The 13654-nt window shown below is 45.4% G+C and carries 16 protein-coding genes; 6 read left to right on the top strand and 10 right to left on the bottom strand.

All coding sequences use genetic code 11. From position 1 onward, the window contains the following. Window positions 1-228 precede the first annotated feature (228 nt). Together L0U88_RS06425 and L0U88_RS06420 are read right to left on the bottom strand one after the other, a co-directional pair. Window positions 229-675: a hypothetical protein gene (locus L0U88_RS06425; protein ID WP_234864791.1), complete on the bottom strand. Its 447-nt coding sequence runs from the start codon at window positions 673-675 to the stop codon at window positions 229-231. Continuing rightward, window positions 675-971 (bottom strand): hypothetical protein, encoded by a 297-nt coding sequence (locus tag L0U88_RS06420; protein WP_234864790.1) that lies wholly within the window; start codon window positions 969-971, stop codon window positions 675-677. Before L0U88_RS06420 ends, L0U88_RS06425 begins: the two co-directional genes overlap by 1 nt. Between L0U88_RS06420 and rlmN the strand changes: the two genes are divergently transcribed. The 4 genes from rlmN (at window position 956) to L0U88_RS06400 (ending at window position 4664) form a co-directional block, all read left to right on the top strand. Beyond that, window positions 956-1999: a dual-specificity RNA methyltransferase RlmN gene (rlmN, locus tag L0U88_RS06415; RefSeq protein WP_234864789.1), complete on the top strand. Its 1044-nt coding sequence runs from the start codon at window positions 956-958 to the stop codon at window positions 1997-1999. The two genes, L0U88_RS06420 and rlmN, sit on opposite strands and share 16 nt — an antisense overlap. A gap of 184 nt (window positions 2000-2183) precedes the next feature. Further along, window positions 2184-2741: a hypothetical protein gene (locus L0U88_RS06410; RefSeq protein WP_234864788.1), complete on the top strand. Its 558-nt coding sequence runs from the start codon at window positions 2184-2186 to the stop codon at window positions 2739-2741. Window positions 2742-2830: 89 nt separating this feature from the next. After that, window positions 2831-3943: a pseudouridine synthase gene (locus tag L0U88_RS06405; protein ID WP_234864787.1), complete on the top strand. Its 1113-nt coding sequence runs from the start codon at window positions 2831-2833 to the stop codon at window positions 3941-3943. 1 nt (window position 3944) lies between these two features. After that, on the top strand, window positions 3945-4664 hold the full coding sequence (locus tag L0U88_RS06400) for an RluA family pseudouridine synthase (RefSeq protein ID WP_234864786.1): 720 nt from the start codon (window positions 3945-3947) through the stop codon (window positions 4662-4664). On the opposite strand, the gene L0U88_RS06395 is transcribed toward L0U88_RS06400, so the two are convergent. The 8 genes from L0U88_RS06395 to L0U88_RS06360 all read right to left on the bottom strand — a co-directional run bounded on the left by L0U88_RS06395 (window position 4665) and on the right by L0U88_RS06360 (window position 12482). Further along, on the bottom strand, window positions 4665-6035 hold the full coding sequence (locus L0U88_RS06395) for a Gfo/Idh/MocA family protein (protein ID WP_234864785.1): 1371 nt from the start codon (window positions 6033-6035) through the stop codon (window positions 4665-4667). 16 nt (window positions 6036-6051) lie between these two features. After that, window positions 6052-6648: a 3-keto-disaccharide hydrolase gene (locus tag L0U88_RS06390; protein WP_234864784.1), complete on the bottom strand. Its 597-nt coding sequence runs from the start codon at window positions 6646-6648 to the stop codon at window positions 6052-6054. Between the two features lie 70 nt (window positions 6649-6718). Next, the gene (locus L0U88_RS06385; RefSeq protein WP_234864783.1) at window positions 6719-7771 is read right to left on the bottom strand and encodes an endonuclease/exonuclease/phosphatase family protein; all 1053 of its coding nucleotides are present in this window, start codon (window positions 7769-7771) and stop codon (window positions 6719-6721) included. Window positions 7772-7774: 3 nt separating this feature from the next. After that, window positions 7775-9052 (bottom strand): metal-dependent hydrolase family protein, encoded by a 1278-nt coding sequence (locus L0U88_RS06380; RefSeq protein WP_234864782.1) that lies wholly within the window; start codon window positions 9050-9052, stop codon window positions 7775-7777. Between the two features lie 42 nt (window positions 9053-9094). After that, a complete protein-coding gene (locus tag L0U88_RS06375) occupies window positions 9095-9550 on the bottom strand; it encodes a hypothetical protein (protein ID WP_234864781.1) in 456 nt (151 codons plus the stop codon). A gap of 170 nt (window positions 9551-9720) precedes the next feature. Then, window positions 9721-10359, bottom strand: coding sequence for a peroxiredoxin (locus L0U88_RS06370; RefSeq protein WP_234864780.1), 639 nt, complete (start codon window positions 10357-10359; stop codon window positions 9721-9723). Between the two features lie 63 nt (window positions 10360-10422). Continuing rightward, on the bottom strand, window positions 10423-11583 hold the full coding sequence (gene dinB, locus L0U88_RS06365; protein ID WP_234864779.1) for a DNA polymerase IV: 1161 nt from the start codon (window positions 11581-11583) through the stop codon (window positions 10423-10425). Between the two features lie 92 nt (window positions 11584-11675). Continuing rightward, window positions 11676-12482, bottom strand: coding sequence for an endonuclease/exonuclease/phosphatase family protein (locus tag L0U88_RS06360; RefSeq protein ID WP_234864778.1), 807 nt, complete (start codon window positions 12480-12482; stop codon window positions 11676-11678). Window positions 12483-12580: 98 nt separating this feature from the next. Between L0U88_RS06360 and L0U88_RS06355 the strand changes: the two genes are divergently transcribed. Next, on the top strand, window positions 12581-13051 hold the full coding sequence (locus L0U88_RS06355; RefSeq protein WP_234864777.1) for a hypothetical protein: 471 nt from the start codon (window positions 12581-12583) through the stop codon (window positions 13049-13051). Beyond that, on the top strand, window positions 13048-13641 hold the full coding sequence (locus L0U88_RS06350; protein WP_234864776.1) for a Crp/Fnr family transcriptional regulator: 594 nt from the start codon (window positions 13048-13050) through the stop codon (window positions 13639-13641). The genes L0U88_RS06355 and L0U88_RS06350 overlap by 4 nt, the downstream gene beginning before the upstream one ends. Window positions 13642-13654: the final 13 nt, after the last annotated feature.

The raw sequence follows: 13654 nt of genomic DNA, 5'->3' as shown, positions 1-13654 counted from the left end.
TTGAAGTGGAAAAGAGGCTTCCGCTGCTGGCTCAATCCTGTCCCCGGACTGTGCTATGGCCTGGAATGTTTATACTTGATTTTCGCTTCCCAATCCATATAGGGTTGGTGCTGGATTTTTATTGTAACATTTAGCTAACATTATCCCCGGATAATGTCACTTATAGCTTACCATAAAAATCATCAGAAATCGGTACCCATATTTCTTCCATTCTTCCCTGATGCATTACTATCTTCCTCCATCTTCTTCCACTCCTTTTAGATAAAAGTCTGCGGTATTCATTTTAGAAAGGGCTAAACCTAATTTATCACGAACCCTGCAAAGTTTATTATATCGAATAATCCAACAGAGGATTCCTATTGGCAAAATCAGATAATAAATAAATGAGGGCACTTGATACAGCTCGAATTCAAAATCTGATTCCTGAAAATCAGGTATATCTGTATAATAACTATTAATCAGCTCATTTAAGTCTTTATAAAAATTCAGGTTCGAAGCATATTTCTTGATTGACTGAATATGTGAACAATATTGTTTTGCCTGCAGATCGGTTGAGTCGGCCAATTCGGGATAAAAAACGATATAAGAAAACCTGGCATTTAACAAGGCAACTATTTCCTGGGATCTATTTATGGCAGTTTTGGTACTAATAGATAAGCTGATTGCGGGATGCATTAAAAAATTTTACATTTTACATGTACTGTACAATTTATACTCCTTCCGCCAGATTTCCTATTCGAAGGCCTCCTCCCTCCCCTTTGCTTCCTGCCTTCCTTGTCCCCTCCTCCATTCCTCCTTTCTTCCTTTCCTCCATCTTCCATGCCTCCCATCTCCTCTGTCTCCCATTCCATGCCTCCCGTCTCCTTTGTTCCCTCTTCCATTCCTCCATCTTCCCATGTCCCTCCTCCATTCCTCCTTTCTTCCTTTGTCCCCCTTCCCTGCTTATCTTTGCAGGATGTTAAAGCTGGCAAAGCCGAATATACGGCAGTTATCAAAGGAGGAGATGGAGCAGTATTTCCGGGAGATGGGTGAAAAAGCCTTCCGGGCCAAACAGGTGTATGAGTGGATCTGGACCAAACAGGCCCGGAGTTTTGAGGACATGACCAATCTCAGCAAGGAACTGCGCGCTAAACTGGCCGAGAACTTCAGCCTGCCTGCCTTAACCGGGGATCTGACCCAGCACAGCAGTGATGGCACTATTAAAAGTCGTTTCCGCACGGTGGATGGTCACCTGGTGGAGGGTGTACTCATCCCTACTGATGATCGCAAAACAGCCTGTGTATCCAGCCAGATCGGCTGTTCGCTGAGTTGTAAATTCTGCGCAACCGGTTATATGGATCGCAAACGCAACCTGGAATTTGACGAAATTTTTGATGAAGTGGCGCTGATCAACCAGCAAAGCGAAGCCAGTTATGGCAAGAAACTCACCAATATCGTATTCATGGGTATGGGTGAACCCCTGCTTAACTATAAAAATGTACTCAAAGCCATTGAAAAGATCTCTTCACCGGAAGGATTGGGCATGAGTCCGAGAAGGATTACTGTATCCACCGCCGGCGTTGCCAAGATGATCAAACAACTGGGCGATGACCAGGTACGATTCAAACTGGCGCTCTCCCTGCATGCTGCAACTGATGCGAAGCGCCATGAGATCATGCCCATCAATGATACCAATGATATTCAGTCGCTGGTGGAAGCCCTGAATTATTTCTACCAGAAAACCGGCAATGAAATCACCTTTGAATACATACTTTTTAAGGATTTCAATGACAGCCTGGAAGATGCGGCAGAATTGGTTAAACTCTATCGCCGGGTGCCGGCCGATCTGATCAATATCATCGAATACAATCCCATTGACCTGGCACTGTTTGAAAAACCCGATGAAGACAAAACCATGCAGTTCATGCAATACCTCGAGAAACATCGGGTGAATGTAAGGCTGAGAAGAAGCAGGGGAAAGGATATTGATGCGGCTTGTGGGCAGCTTGCGAATAAGTGAGATGTCAGACGTCAGATGTGAGAAAGGAAGAGGGCATGGAAGAGGAAACAGAGGAGACGGGAGACAAAGGAGGCAAAGGAGGCGGGAGGCAGAATTGTTAAGCAGTTGTTATAACAAAAGATTCTACCAATAAGCATTAAACGCGGGGTTTCATTTCCGGTCTATTTAATAAACAGACAGGAAAATGAAAAAAATACTTCTACTAGGCATGCTGGGATTGGGTTTCCTGAGTGTAACCGCACAGGATAGTACAGCGCAAAAGCAACCTTATAAAAGAAATCAGCATCTATCTCATCGTAAAGGCGGTATGATGCACCAGCGCGGAGCGCGCATGGATTCCATTCTGCAACTGACGGATGCACAGAAGTTGCAATTGAAAGCCTTGCAGGAAGAATACCAGCAAAAACGCATGGCGGTTTACACGCCCGAACAGAAAGCCAAACTGGAGCAACTCCGGAAAAACCGAGGAGAGCGTATGAAACAAGGTAAACATCGCAATCGCCCCATGGTTTCCAATTTAACCAATGAGCAGAAAATCAGTATGCGCACGATGCATCAACAGCAACGCGAAGAAGCAGCGCTGATCAAGGCCAATACTGCCTTATCTGATGCAGAGAAAAAAACAAAACTGAAGGCGCTACAGGAAGCCAACAGAGAAAACATGCGCAAACTGCTTACTCCTGAACAATTAGAGCAGTTAAAACAACGATCCCAAAGAACTATGGACGGTCCGGCCCGATAAAACAAACCCTGGAAACGACAAAAAGACAGCCATCCCGGCTGTCTTTTGTATTTTTGCACTTCCTGTTGAAAAACAGTAAATACAACAACATGAAAAAATCGACCGGATTCGAGAAATTCGTCAACAAGAAAAAAGCGGGTACTGTCAAAGAACAATACCGCCAGGAAAGAAGAGTAGAGAAGAAGGAAAGAGAACAAGCCATTGATCAGTCCTTTGAAGAAAAGCGAAAGCTGAAACTGGAAAAAAGAAATCAACCCTCCCAGGGAAAACCAGGCAGCGCTTTTGAAAAATCAGGAACCGAAACTCCTGGTGGTCCCATGCCCCTCAACAAATACATCGCACATGCAGGCATCTGTGCCCGCCGCGATGCAGCAGAACTGGTGAAATCTGGTGTAGTTACCGTAAATGGTCAATCCATCATCGAACCAGGATTTAAAGTCACCGATAAGGACGAAGTTAAAGTCAAGGGTAAAAAAATTCACCTGACGAAGAACCTGGTTTATATCCTGCTGAACAAGCCCAAGGATTATATTACCACCACAGAAGATCCGCAAGGCCGTAAAACCGTGCTGGACCTGATCAAAACAGCAACTGCAGAACGCGTTTATCCGATAGGCAGACTGGACCGTAACACCAGTGGTGTGTTATTGCTTACCAATGATGGCGAACTGGCGCAAACCTTATCGCACCCGAAAAACCAGGTGAAAAAAATCTATGAGGTAAAACTGGATCGCCCGGTGAGCAAAGCAGACTTTGAAAGTATCGCTCATGGTATCACGTTGGAAGATGGTTTCATTCAACCCGATGCCATTGGTTATGCAGATCCCCGCGATAAATCCATCATCGGTATAGAAATTCACAGTGGCCGGAACCGCATCGTGCGCAGAATCTTTGAACACCTGAAATATGATGTTAAGGGATTGGATCGTGTGAGTTATGCAGGCCTCACCAAGAAGAATGTGAACCGCGGAAAATTTCGGTTACTCACGGAAAAAGAAATCCGCACCTTGAAACATTTCAACAAAGACCTGAAGAAAAAAGCAGATAAAGCAGAAGAGCCGGCTTTCGAAAAAGGATCCTCGTCCAGTAAAGCAGCATCCGCCGGTTTCAGAGCAAGAGAAAAAAGCTCCAGGGCTGAAGCCAGTAAACCAAACAGGCCCGTGAAGAAAACAATCAAGGCTCCCAAAAAATCCGGACAATAAGATGAAATCGATCAAAAGCGCGATACTACAGGAAACGGAAGACTGGGTAGCCATCAACAAAGAAGCTGGCTTACTCTCTATACCCGATCGGGAACAATCTGCGCCTTCACTGAAAGATCTGTTGATAGCGGCTTATGGAACCATCTTCACTGTACATCGCTTAGACCGCGAAACCAGTGGAGTGATTCTGTTTGCCAAAAATGAAAGCAGTCACCAGTTTTTGTCCAAGCAGTTTGAAGAGCGCTCAACGGTAAAAAAATACAATGGACTGGTCCTGGGCAAAGTGTATGAAGAAGAAGGTATCATTGATGTGCCGATTGGGCCGCATCCTGGCAAACCGGGACAAATGACAGTTGTCAGAAAAGGGAAGCCTTCAATAACTTTATTTAAAACACTGGAAGCCTTTCCGCTTTATTCCTGGATGGAGTTCACCATTCTCACAGGACGCACCCACCAGATTCGGGTGCATATGCAGCACATGGGTCATCCGATTGTGTGTGATCCCTATTATGGAGATGGCAAACCCTTCCTGCTGTCAAACATCAAGAAAAAATTCAAGTTGGGAAAAGATGTGCTGGAAGAAAAGCCTTTGTTAAACCGACTGGGGCTGCATGCAAGTTCGCTGCAGTTTACAGACCGGGATGGAAAAGCAATTGAACTGCATGCTCCATTGCCGAAGGACTTACGGGCATGCCTTCAGCAATTGGAGAAGCAGGGTTGATTATTTTTTCACCAGTTCCATTTTCTCCGGATTCCAGAGAATGGCTTTGTCCTGGCGATAACTGTCGTTACACAATAAAGCAGGAGCAGCAGCGCGATAACCAAAGACCGCATCCTCTGCTACTTTGCCATTTTTGCGAATCGCTTCAAAGAAGTTAGCGAAATGATCATAGGGTCCTCCCTTGTATCCATTCTCTGCACGGAAGGTGAATTCCTGCGGAGGAAGAATGCGTTTTCTACCTCCCACTTCCTTGCCGGCTTTGCGCATTTGTTCAATGAAGAAGGGATCATCGGAAGACACTTCCTTGTTGCGTTTTACGGTTACATCATCCCAGGTGATATCCATTGATCCTTCACTGCCGACCAGTTTCAAGAAGGTGGTACCACTGGTTCCATCCACGAAATTGCATCGCAGGGAAAGATTGAATGCAGGATGTGCTTTGGAAACGCCATAATCAAATGTACCTAACAATACATCGGGCACTTCGCGACCATCTTTCCAGTACCGCAGGCCCCCGGAAGAATAAACTTTATTCGGTCCGAATGAGTCGGTGATAAAGTGCAAACTGGAAAAAAGGTGTACGAACAAATCACCCGACATGCCGGTACCATAATCCGTATAATTTCTCCAGCGGAAGAAACGTGTTTTATCAAAGGGACGTTTGTTGGTATTGCTGATAAAGGTTTCCCAATCTACCGTGGAGGGAGATGCATCCTCCGGAATTGGGTATTGCCAGGCTCCCACAGGAGAATGACGGGCCCAGAAACCTTCTGCATAATTGAGTTCGCCAATCGCGCCATCTTTCAATAATTCCTTTGCTTTTTCATTTCCAAGAGAGGATACTCCCTGGCTGCCAACCTGGAAAATTTTGCCGGACTCCTGCTGTGCTTTAATTACAGCCGGACCTTCACCAATGGAGTGCACCATCGGTTTTTCACAATACACATGTTTGCCGGCTTTCAGGCTATCGATTGAAATCTGCTGGTGCCAGTGATCAGGTGTTGCAATAATCACGGCATCCACATCCTTGCGATTCAGGATTTCCTTATAACTGCGGGTGGTAGCGATGTTTGCGCCCCATCTCTGTTTTGCTTCTTTCAAACGACCATCGTACAAATCACAAACAGCTACCAGTTTAACACCTGGTACCTGCAAGGCAGTAATGGTATCCTGAACACCCATACCACCAGCACCAATCAGGGCGATGTTGATTTGATCATTGGCTTCAAAACCAGTTCGACTGCGAATGGATTGAATAAAAACATTTTTTTCTTCTGCAGCCATGGCTGTTTGACCAATTGCAAGTCCGGCTGTTGCAGCCGCCATGGAGCGAAGAAACCCTCTGCGGGAAGCTTGTTCTTTTTTGTTCATGCTACTATAATCTGAGTTAGAGTTCTTTGATTCGGATATTTTTCCAACGCACTTTAATGCCGCCGCCATCGTGGATCTGTAAGGCAATAAAACCATTGCCTGCACCAATTTTGGCATCGGTGATATCAACCATTTGGGTACCATTCAGGAAACTGGTAACGCGATCGCCCTGCACGAGGATGCGCATTTCATTCCAGCCAGTTGGATTCAGTTTGCTTTCATCTTCCGACTTTGGTTTGATCAACCAGCCACGGCCATAAGATTCGTAGATCCCGCCGGTGTGTTTTCCCTCGGGATCCACTTCCACCTGCCAGCCACTGATCTTGGTGCCTTCAATTCCGGAACGGATGAAGACTCCGCTGTTGCCATTGGCTTCCAGTTTAAATTGAAGCGTCAATTCAAAGTTCTTGTAGGTTTTGTTGGTGGACAGATACCCGTATTGTTTATCGGGGCCACTTTCACAAACCAGCTCACCATTCTCCACGTACCATTTTTCAGTACCGTGAATGGTCCAGCCTTTGAGATTTTTACCATTAAAGAGGGATTTTGATTTTTGGGCCACAATCGAGCCGCTGAGGCAAAGGGCTATTAATAAAACTGCAGTGTATTTCATGCTTACAAGTTAAGTAATGCACAAGAATGAAGTATTAGCAATTGCAAAAAAACAGGGTAAAAATTCCAGATCAATCGATTGCGTTTGTTGCTTTCTCTTTTGCTTCAGCTTTTTCTTCGGATGTCGCAACTGGTTTTTCATGAATATGTTCCAGCGAGGGATTAAACTGGAGTTGTACAAACATGGGAAAATGATCCGATCCTACATGTGGCATTCGTTTCATTTGTACCAGGCCGAAATCTGCTGAGCTGAAAATATAATCAAGCGGAAATCGCATGAACCAGTAATTGGAAGAGAAGGTGCTGTAAAAACCCCGGCCCCGGCGGGGATCCAGGAGGCCACTGGTTTTGCGGAACAGATCAGTGACATAACTCCAGGCAACATCATTCAGATCACCCATAACGATGGTGGATTGACTGGCTTCCTTCACTTTGAGCGCTACCTTCATAAGCTCCTTGTCTTTAGCTGTAGACCGGTCATCTTCACCCGGAACAGGAGGTTTGGGATGCAAGCCCCAAATGGTAACAGGATGACCGGAAGGAAGCTTGAGTTGAACCTGCGCGGATGGCACATCTTCTTCTACCAGAAAGTGAATTTTCGCTTCTTTGAAAGGCAGTCGGCTGTACAGCAATAGACCATAGGTATTGGCTAGTGGTTGTTTGAGCTGGTTCGGATAGTCGTGACCGAAAGCTTCATCCATTGCTGTCTGCCAGGCTGTATCGGTTTCGAGTAAAAAGATCAGATCAGGATTGATTTGTTTAACCTGGTTGATCAGTCGCGAAAAGTCTTTGTTATCCTGAAAAACATTACAGGTATAAATACTAAGCTGGTTAGCTGTATCTGAAGTTGCAACTGTTTTTACTTCCCGTTTTGCCAGGGGCAGATAAGGCCAGACCAGGTAAAGCAGGTACGCTACTGACAGAATCAGCAGCACAAACGTAATGTGCTGAAACAACTGCCCATAGTCGCCCAGCACGATCCAAACAACCAGCAGGATGCTGCACAGCATCAGTTTCTGAAAACGCGGATACTCACAGATTCTGAAAATCCAGTAATCATTTTTCACAAACGGTAATACCACCGTCAGGATCAGGAACCAGGATAAGAGTAAGAGTACCGTCATTACTTAGTTTCTTCTGAAAATCTTTCCATCCTTCATTACAAATTGCACTCTGCCCATCGCATTTATGTCGTTGGTTGGATCGCCGTCAACTGCAATAATATCTGCCAGTTTACCGGATTCAATTACGCCGAGCTGATCTGAGCCAAGTAGTTCGGCTGCTTTGATGGTGGCTGATTGAATCGCTTCTATTGCAGGCATACCGGCTTCTGTCATGTACACAAACTCCATCCAGTTTTTGCCATGTGCAAACACACCTGCATCGGTACCAAATGCAATTTTCACACCGGCTTTGTAAGCTTTCGCAAAAGTGGACTGAATCTGTGGTCCGGTTGCCAATGCTTTAGGAGTAACGATATCGGTATAATAACCTGTGATTTTGGCACTGTCGGCAACCGATTTACCTGCTGTGATAGTGGGTACATACCAGGTGCCCATCTGCTTCATCAATTGAATGGCTTCATCATCCATAAAAGTGCCGTGTTCAATGGAATTCACCCCACCGATAACAGCGCGCTTGATGCCTTCTGCTCCATGGGCATGTGCAGCAACCTTGTACCCATAGTCCTTTGCCGCAGCTACAATGGCTTTCACTTCTTCGATTGTAAACTGTGCATTGGCTCCATCTTTCGCCTGGCTGAGTACACCACCGGTAGCAGTTATTTTGATCACATCAGAACCATCTTTATAACGTTGCCGCACTGCCTGGTAGGCATCTGAGGGACTATTAATAACTCCTTCACGCGGACCGGGATCACCCATCAGGTCCTTGCGATAACCATTGGTTGGATCTGCATGTCCGCCTGTAGTAGCGATCGATTTACCTGCTGTAAATACCCGCGGACCTTCCACCTGTCCTCTCGCGATCGCATTTTTAAGTGCGACGTTTACTCCTGATCCACCCAGGTCCCGTACGGTGGTGAAACCTGCGTGTAAGGTTGATTTGGCATATCGCAGCGATTCAAATGCAATATCTGCAGGATTCAGGATGAACTTATCGGCCACATTTCCTTTTCGGGTTTCCGACTCCAGGTGCACATGCATATCAATGAGGCCGGGCATCACGGTTTTATTCTTGAGGTCGATTACTTCATCTCCCTTATTCGGCTGCAGGTAACCGTTACGGACATCCGTAATTTTATTTTTTTCAATAGTCACTGTCATGGCCGACAGTATTTTACCTGATTTTACATCAATCAATTGTCCGCAGTGCAACAGGGTCTTTTGAGCAAAGGCGGCAATGGAACAGAAGAGGCTGATGGCAAATAAGCTGAGTAATCGCATAAAAAAAGGATAGTACATGAATATACTACCTTTTTTAAACCATTACTGAATTTGTCCGGATGCCTGCACATTAGCACCATTGAGAACCTTAAGCGTATAACCGGTTCGTCCTATCAGATCCGAATAGGAAACCGGCAGGTTATTGCTCAACTGGATGACGGGGTTAATGGTGACCCTGGCAGAACCACCATTGATCTCTCCCAGGTTGGCATATACCAATTCACTGTCGGAAGCTTCATCAAAAGTTACAATTACTGCTGTAAATCGGGCGCCATTGACACGATAGGCTTCTGAAAGATTGATTTCCACAGCAGCATTTCCATTTCGTTGTTCAAGGATCCGAAAGGTTCCGGCTGGTTGAGAAGAACCGCTGGATTGATTAAAGAGTGCAAAACTGGCGGTTTGAAGGGCCGGACTATCCTCCTCTTTTGTGCAACTACTGAATAGAAGTACACCAAGCAATGACAACAGACTCATCCATTTCCATTTGATTTGCATAGCTAAGAGTTTACAGAAAGAGGCCCAAAATGATACCAGTTTTGATAACTGCTTATGTGGAATGGAACATTGCATTTAGCGAGACATAACTCAACAGCATGGGGAAGGAATTGCACAAAAAAAATCCGGTCCGCCTTAAGCGGACCGGATTCCACAACTATAAAAAACAATTAATCCTTATTGGGTTGTGGTGTATAGCGCAGGTAAGGCTTCACCACTTTAACACCTTTCGGGAATTTTTTGATTGCATCTTCTGTACTAACTGCAGGAACTACAATTACATCTTCACCGCTTTTCCAGTCGGCAGGAGTTGCCACACTGTAATTAGCCGTCAGCTGCAGGGAGTCGATCACGCGTAATACTTCATAAAAATTTCGTCCGGTTGAAGCCGGGTAGGTAATCATGAGTTTTACTTTTTTATCTGGGCCAATAATGAACAGGGAGCGAACCGTAAAGGTTTCAGAAGCATTCGGATGGATCATTCCATACAGGTTAGCTACTTCTTTATTTTCATCAGCGATGATGGGAAAATCCACCGTGCAATGCTGGGTTTCATTGATATCATTGCGCCAGCCAAGGTGTTTATCAAGCGGATCCACACTTACAGCCAGCACTTTTACCCCACGTTTTTCAAACTCCTGCTTCAGCAAGGCAGTCTTACCCAGTTCGGTGGTACATACGGGTGTATAATCAGCAGGGTGGGAAAACAATACCCCCCAGCTATTACCCAGGTACTCATAAAAATCGATTTCACCTTCTGTGGTTACGGCTTTGAAATTGGGCGCCGTATCGCCTAAACGTAGACTCATATTTTGGAATTTTAAGATTCAATGGAAGGCTAAAATAGTAAATTCCTACAAGTTTTATAGGAGTTACTTGTTATTTTTTGTGCTTCCTGCTTTAAAAAGGGCTGTTTTTCCGAATTTGTTTTTAACCGCATCGATGGCTTTGTAGAGCTCGGCTTTGCGCTGGGTATCCTGGAAAAGATTGGTCTGCCGGGCTTCTTCTGTCAGTTCGCTGACGCGCAGGCCCAGCAGCCGGACCGGCTGTCCTTTCCGGTACAACAGTTCAAAAAGGGAATTGGCCTGCCGGATCAGTTCATCATCGTAAAAAGTATAATCCATGCTGGCCTGCCTGGATGTAGTTTCAAAATCGGGATAGCGTATTTTGACAGTGAGGCATCCGGCCATTTTATTATCCTGCCGAAGTTCGAAGCCCAGTTTTTCGGTCATGCGAATCAGTTCCTGCTTGAGGAAAGCCGGATCCAGCACATCCTGGTCGTAGGTTGTTTCTGTGGAGATGGATTTTGCTTCCTGCCAGGGAGCCACCTCGCTGGTATGTATACCCTGTGCTTTTTGCCAGAGATCGGCCCCATGTTTACCCAGGTATTTCTGGAGTAGTTGGAGGTTGGCATTCCGGAGTTCGTGGATGGATTCTATTCCCAACTGGAGCAGGGTTCGAAAGGTCTGATCTCCCACACCTGGAATGGCATCCACCCGCATGGGGTCCAGGAAGGCCTGGACTTCTTCCAGCTCCAGTTTTTTCCAGCCATTGGGTTTGGCTGCATTGGTAGCCATTTTGGCCAGCATTTTATTGGGAGCCAGTCCGAATGAAATCGGCAAACCGGTAGTATCTGTAATTTTTTGCCTCAAATCCAATGTCCATTGAAGTGGATTGAAAAACCGGTCCATTCCTGTAAGATCGATGTAGAACTCGTCGATGGAGGCTTTTTCAAATATCGGGGCGGCTTCACTGATGATATCTGTAACAATCCTGGAATAACGACTGTATTCCCCCCTGGTGCCATTTACGATGGTAAGGTTTGGGCAGAGTTGTTCAGCCTTTCGCATGGGCATGGCTGAGTGTATACCAAATTTGCGGGCTTCATAACTACAGGCCGCCACCACGGAGCGATCTCCTCTCACACCTACAACCAGGGGGATTCCTTTTAATGCCGGGTTCAGCAGACATTCAACGGATACAAAAAATGCATCCAGGTCAAAATGTGCGATTCGGCGGGCGGGAGAAGGCATGGGGCAAAGATACAAGCTTCCTTTCGCCGAAGGCGGAAGGAAGCTTGTATGGAGGAAAGGAAAAAAGGAAGAATGGGCAATGCAGGAAAGGGTTATCTGATCAGATGGAAGGTGGCGCTAATGGGCAGGTGATCAGAGCCATAGTTATGTGATCGCATTACACTATCGCTGACCGGTTTAAAGTGTTTGCTTTCATAGAAAATAAAATCAATCTTTTTGCGGGGTTCCAGTACAGGGATGGTATAGTCAGTAGCTTTTCCTGTGGAAGCCAGGCTTGCTTCAATCAGGCGGATTGCCGGGTCTTCTGGAACTGCATTGAAATCACCTGCAATGATTATGGGATAGGTACGGTATTGCTGCAACTTATCAAGCATCTCACGGGCCTGTGCAAGTGTTAGTTCAGCATTTGTAAAATCCAGATGCGTACTGCCGAATAAAATGGTTTTACCTTTTACATCCAGTTTGGCGAGCAGTATTTTACGGGGCTCAGTTGGAAGTCCCTCCAAATTGGGTAATGCAAAAGCCATCGTTTCCATTATAGGGTAACGCGATAAAATCCCGATACCATAGGCACCTCCCCCAAAAGGAATCGTGCGTTCAAACCGGTAGTGCATACCCAGCTTTTCTGCAAGCAGTTGCAACTGGAACTCCCGGTTACTTCGGTTAGTCATACTGTCCAGCTCCTGTATGGCAACCAGCTCTGCACCGGAAGACCGAATGGTAGTAGCAATGGTATCAAGATCAATAAATCCAGCAGGCCGGCTGGGAGGATTGGCATGATGAATATTATAACTTAACACCACCAGCTGGTTTGCAGCACCAGTTGCCTGCTGCTTTGGGGATTTACAAGCTGCCAGCATGCAGCAACTGATCAGGAATGTGATGATACTTCTTTTCATATCCGGTTTTACCATTGAAAAATAAGGATTAAAATCACCTGCCCGCAAAAAACTATTTTTACATAGCTTCAGTGGAATTCATCCTGAAATAACAAATGATGGAATGGTTAAAAGCCGGACTCGGGCCTTTAGAGAAATTAATCAGTTTTTTACAGGCACGATCCAAAACAAATGATGTACAAAAGAGAGAGTTGTTGCGTGAATTGCAGCACAATCTCAACGTGTTTAAAAATGGATACATGAATCAGTTTCCGGAAGATACCATCATCCAGTACCTGAACAACGAAGCCATCAAAGCTGCTATCAAAGCAAATTTTAAATTCAGCAAGCTCAAAGCTGGCAAAATCGAACCTTATCATGTAAAAGAAGATCGTAACAAACGATATATCGGCTGGACCCTCGATCAACTGTTTGACAAGATTGATGAAAAGCTGGAGGAATTAAGAACCCTGCAAAAAATGAATGGAGGAACCGTAAGTCAGCTTAGGAACAATACGGCACTCATGTTAAGTAATTTATATTATCGCCTGAAACTGGCTGCAGACTTTATTCAATCTGAAATGAAATGAAAGATTCAGCTACAGCACTCGAAAAAATGTACCAGCAGCTTTCGGCTATCCATCCCATTGAGGAAACTGCCTGGAAGGATTTTCAGGGAATCTGGACAACGGCTTCGTATAAACGAAAAGAAGTAGTAACAGCTGCAGGAGAAGTGGAACGATATTTATATTGGGTGGTTGAAGGTGTACAACGTGGCTTTCATCTGCACGATCAGAAAGAAGCAACAGTAGTCTTTACGTACCCCGGATCCTTTTCTGGTATCATTGATTCTTTTTTGCTGCAGCAACCCTCCCGCTATTACCTGGAAACGCTCACCAGCAGTCATTTTTTACGAGCCTCCTATCGGCAGGTGGAAGAATGCCGGCTGCAACATCCATCCATCGCAGAACTGATGTACAAAGCCTTGGCCTTTACCACAAGTGGCATTTTGGAAAGGCAGATTGAGCTAATGGTGTATTCTGCAGAAGAGAAATTCAGGACCCTGCTAAAAAGGAGTCCGCATATTTTACAACTGGTTCCGCATAAATACCTCGCTTCCTATCTTGGAATTGATGCCACTACATTCAGTAAATTACTGGGGACGATCCGATTGGGCTAAAATCTTGGTCCAG

Origin of the sequence: Flavihumibacter fluminis (genome assembly GCF_021491375.1) — a bacterium.
Taxonomy (GTDB): Bacteria; Bacteroidota; Bacteroidia; order Chitinophagales; family Chitinophagaceae; genus Flavihumibacter; species Flavihumibacter fluminis.
Note: the sequence above shows the minus strand (reverse complement) of the source record. Positions and strands in the feature narration are given on the sequence as shown.

Coding starts and splice junctions, on each gene's coding strand:
- L0U88_RS06350 (WP_234864776.1), top strand. CDS start 13,048: ATGAAAGATTCAGCTACAGCACTCGAAAAAATGTACCAGCAGCTTTCG.
- L0U88_RS06390 (WP_234864784.1), bottom strand. CDS start 6,648: ATGAAATACACTGCAGTTTTATTAATAGCCCTTTGCCTCAGCGGCTCG.
- L0U88_RS06410 (WP_234864788.1), top strand. CDS start 2,184: ATGAAAAAAATACTTCTACTAGGCATGCTGGGATTGGGTTTCCTGAGT.
- L0U88_RS06375 (WP_234864781.1), bottom strand. CDS start 9,550: ATGCAAATCAAATGGAAATGGATGAGTCTGTTGTCATTGCTTGGTGTA.
- L0U88_RS06405 (WP_234864787.1), top strand. CDS start 2,831: ATGAAAAAATCGACCGGATTCGAGAAATTCGTCAACAAGAAAAAAGCG.
- dinB (WP_234864779.1), bottom strand. CDS start 11,583: ATGCCTTCTCCCGCCCGCCGAATCGCACATTTTGACCTGGATGCATTT.
- L0U88_RS06360 (WP_234864778.1), bottom strand. CDS start 12,482: ATGAAAAGAAGTATCATCACATTCCTGATCAGTTGCTGCATGCTGGCA.
- L0U88_RS06385 (WP_234864783.1), bottom strand. CDS start 7,771: ATGACGGTACTCTTACTCTTATCCTGGTTCCTGATCCTGACGGTGGTA.
- L0U88_RS06370 (WP_234864780.1), bottom strand. CDS start 10,359: ATGAGTCTACGTTTAGGCGATACGGCGCCCAATTTCAAAGCCGTAACC.
- L0U88_RS06425 (WP_234864791.1), bottom strand. CDS start 675: ATGCATCCCGCAATCAGCTTATCTATTAGTACCAAAACTGCCATAAAT.
- L0U88_RS06400 (WP_234864786.1), top strand. CDS start 3,945: ATGAAATCGATCAAAAGCGCGATACTACAGGAAACGGAAGACTGGGTA.
- L0U88_RS06380 (WP_234864782.1), bottom strand. CDS start 9,052: ATGCGATTACTCAGCTTATTTGCCATCAGCCTCTTCTGTTCCATTGCC.
- L0U88_RS06355 (WP_234864777.1), top strand. CDS start 12,581: ATGGAATGGTTAAAAGCCGGACTCGGGCCTTTAGAGAAATTAATCAGT.
- L0U88_RS06395 (WP_234864785.1), bottom strand. CDS start 6,035: ATGAACAAAAAAGAACAAGCTTCCCGCAGAGGGTTTCTTCGCTCCATG.
- rlmN (WP_234864789.1), top strand. CDS start 956: ATGTTAAAGCTGGCAAAGCCGAATATACGGCAGTTATCAAAGGAGGAG.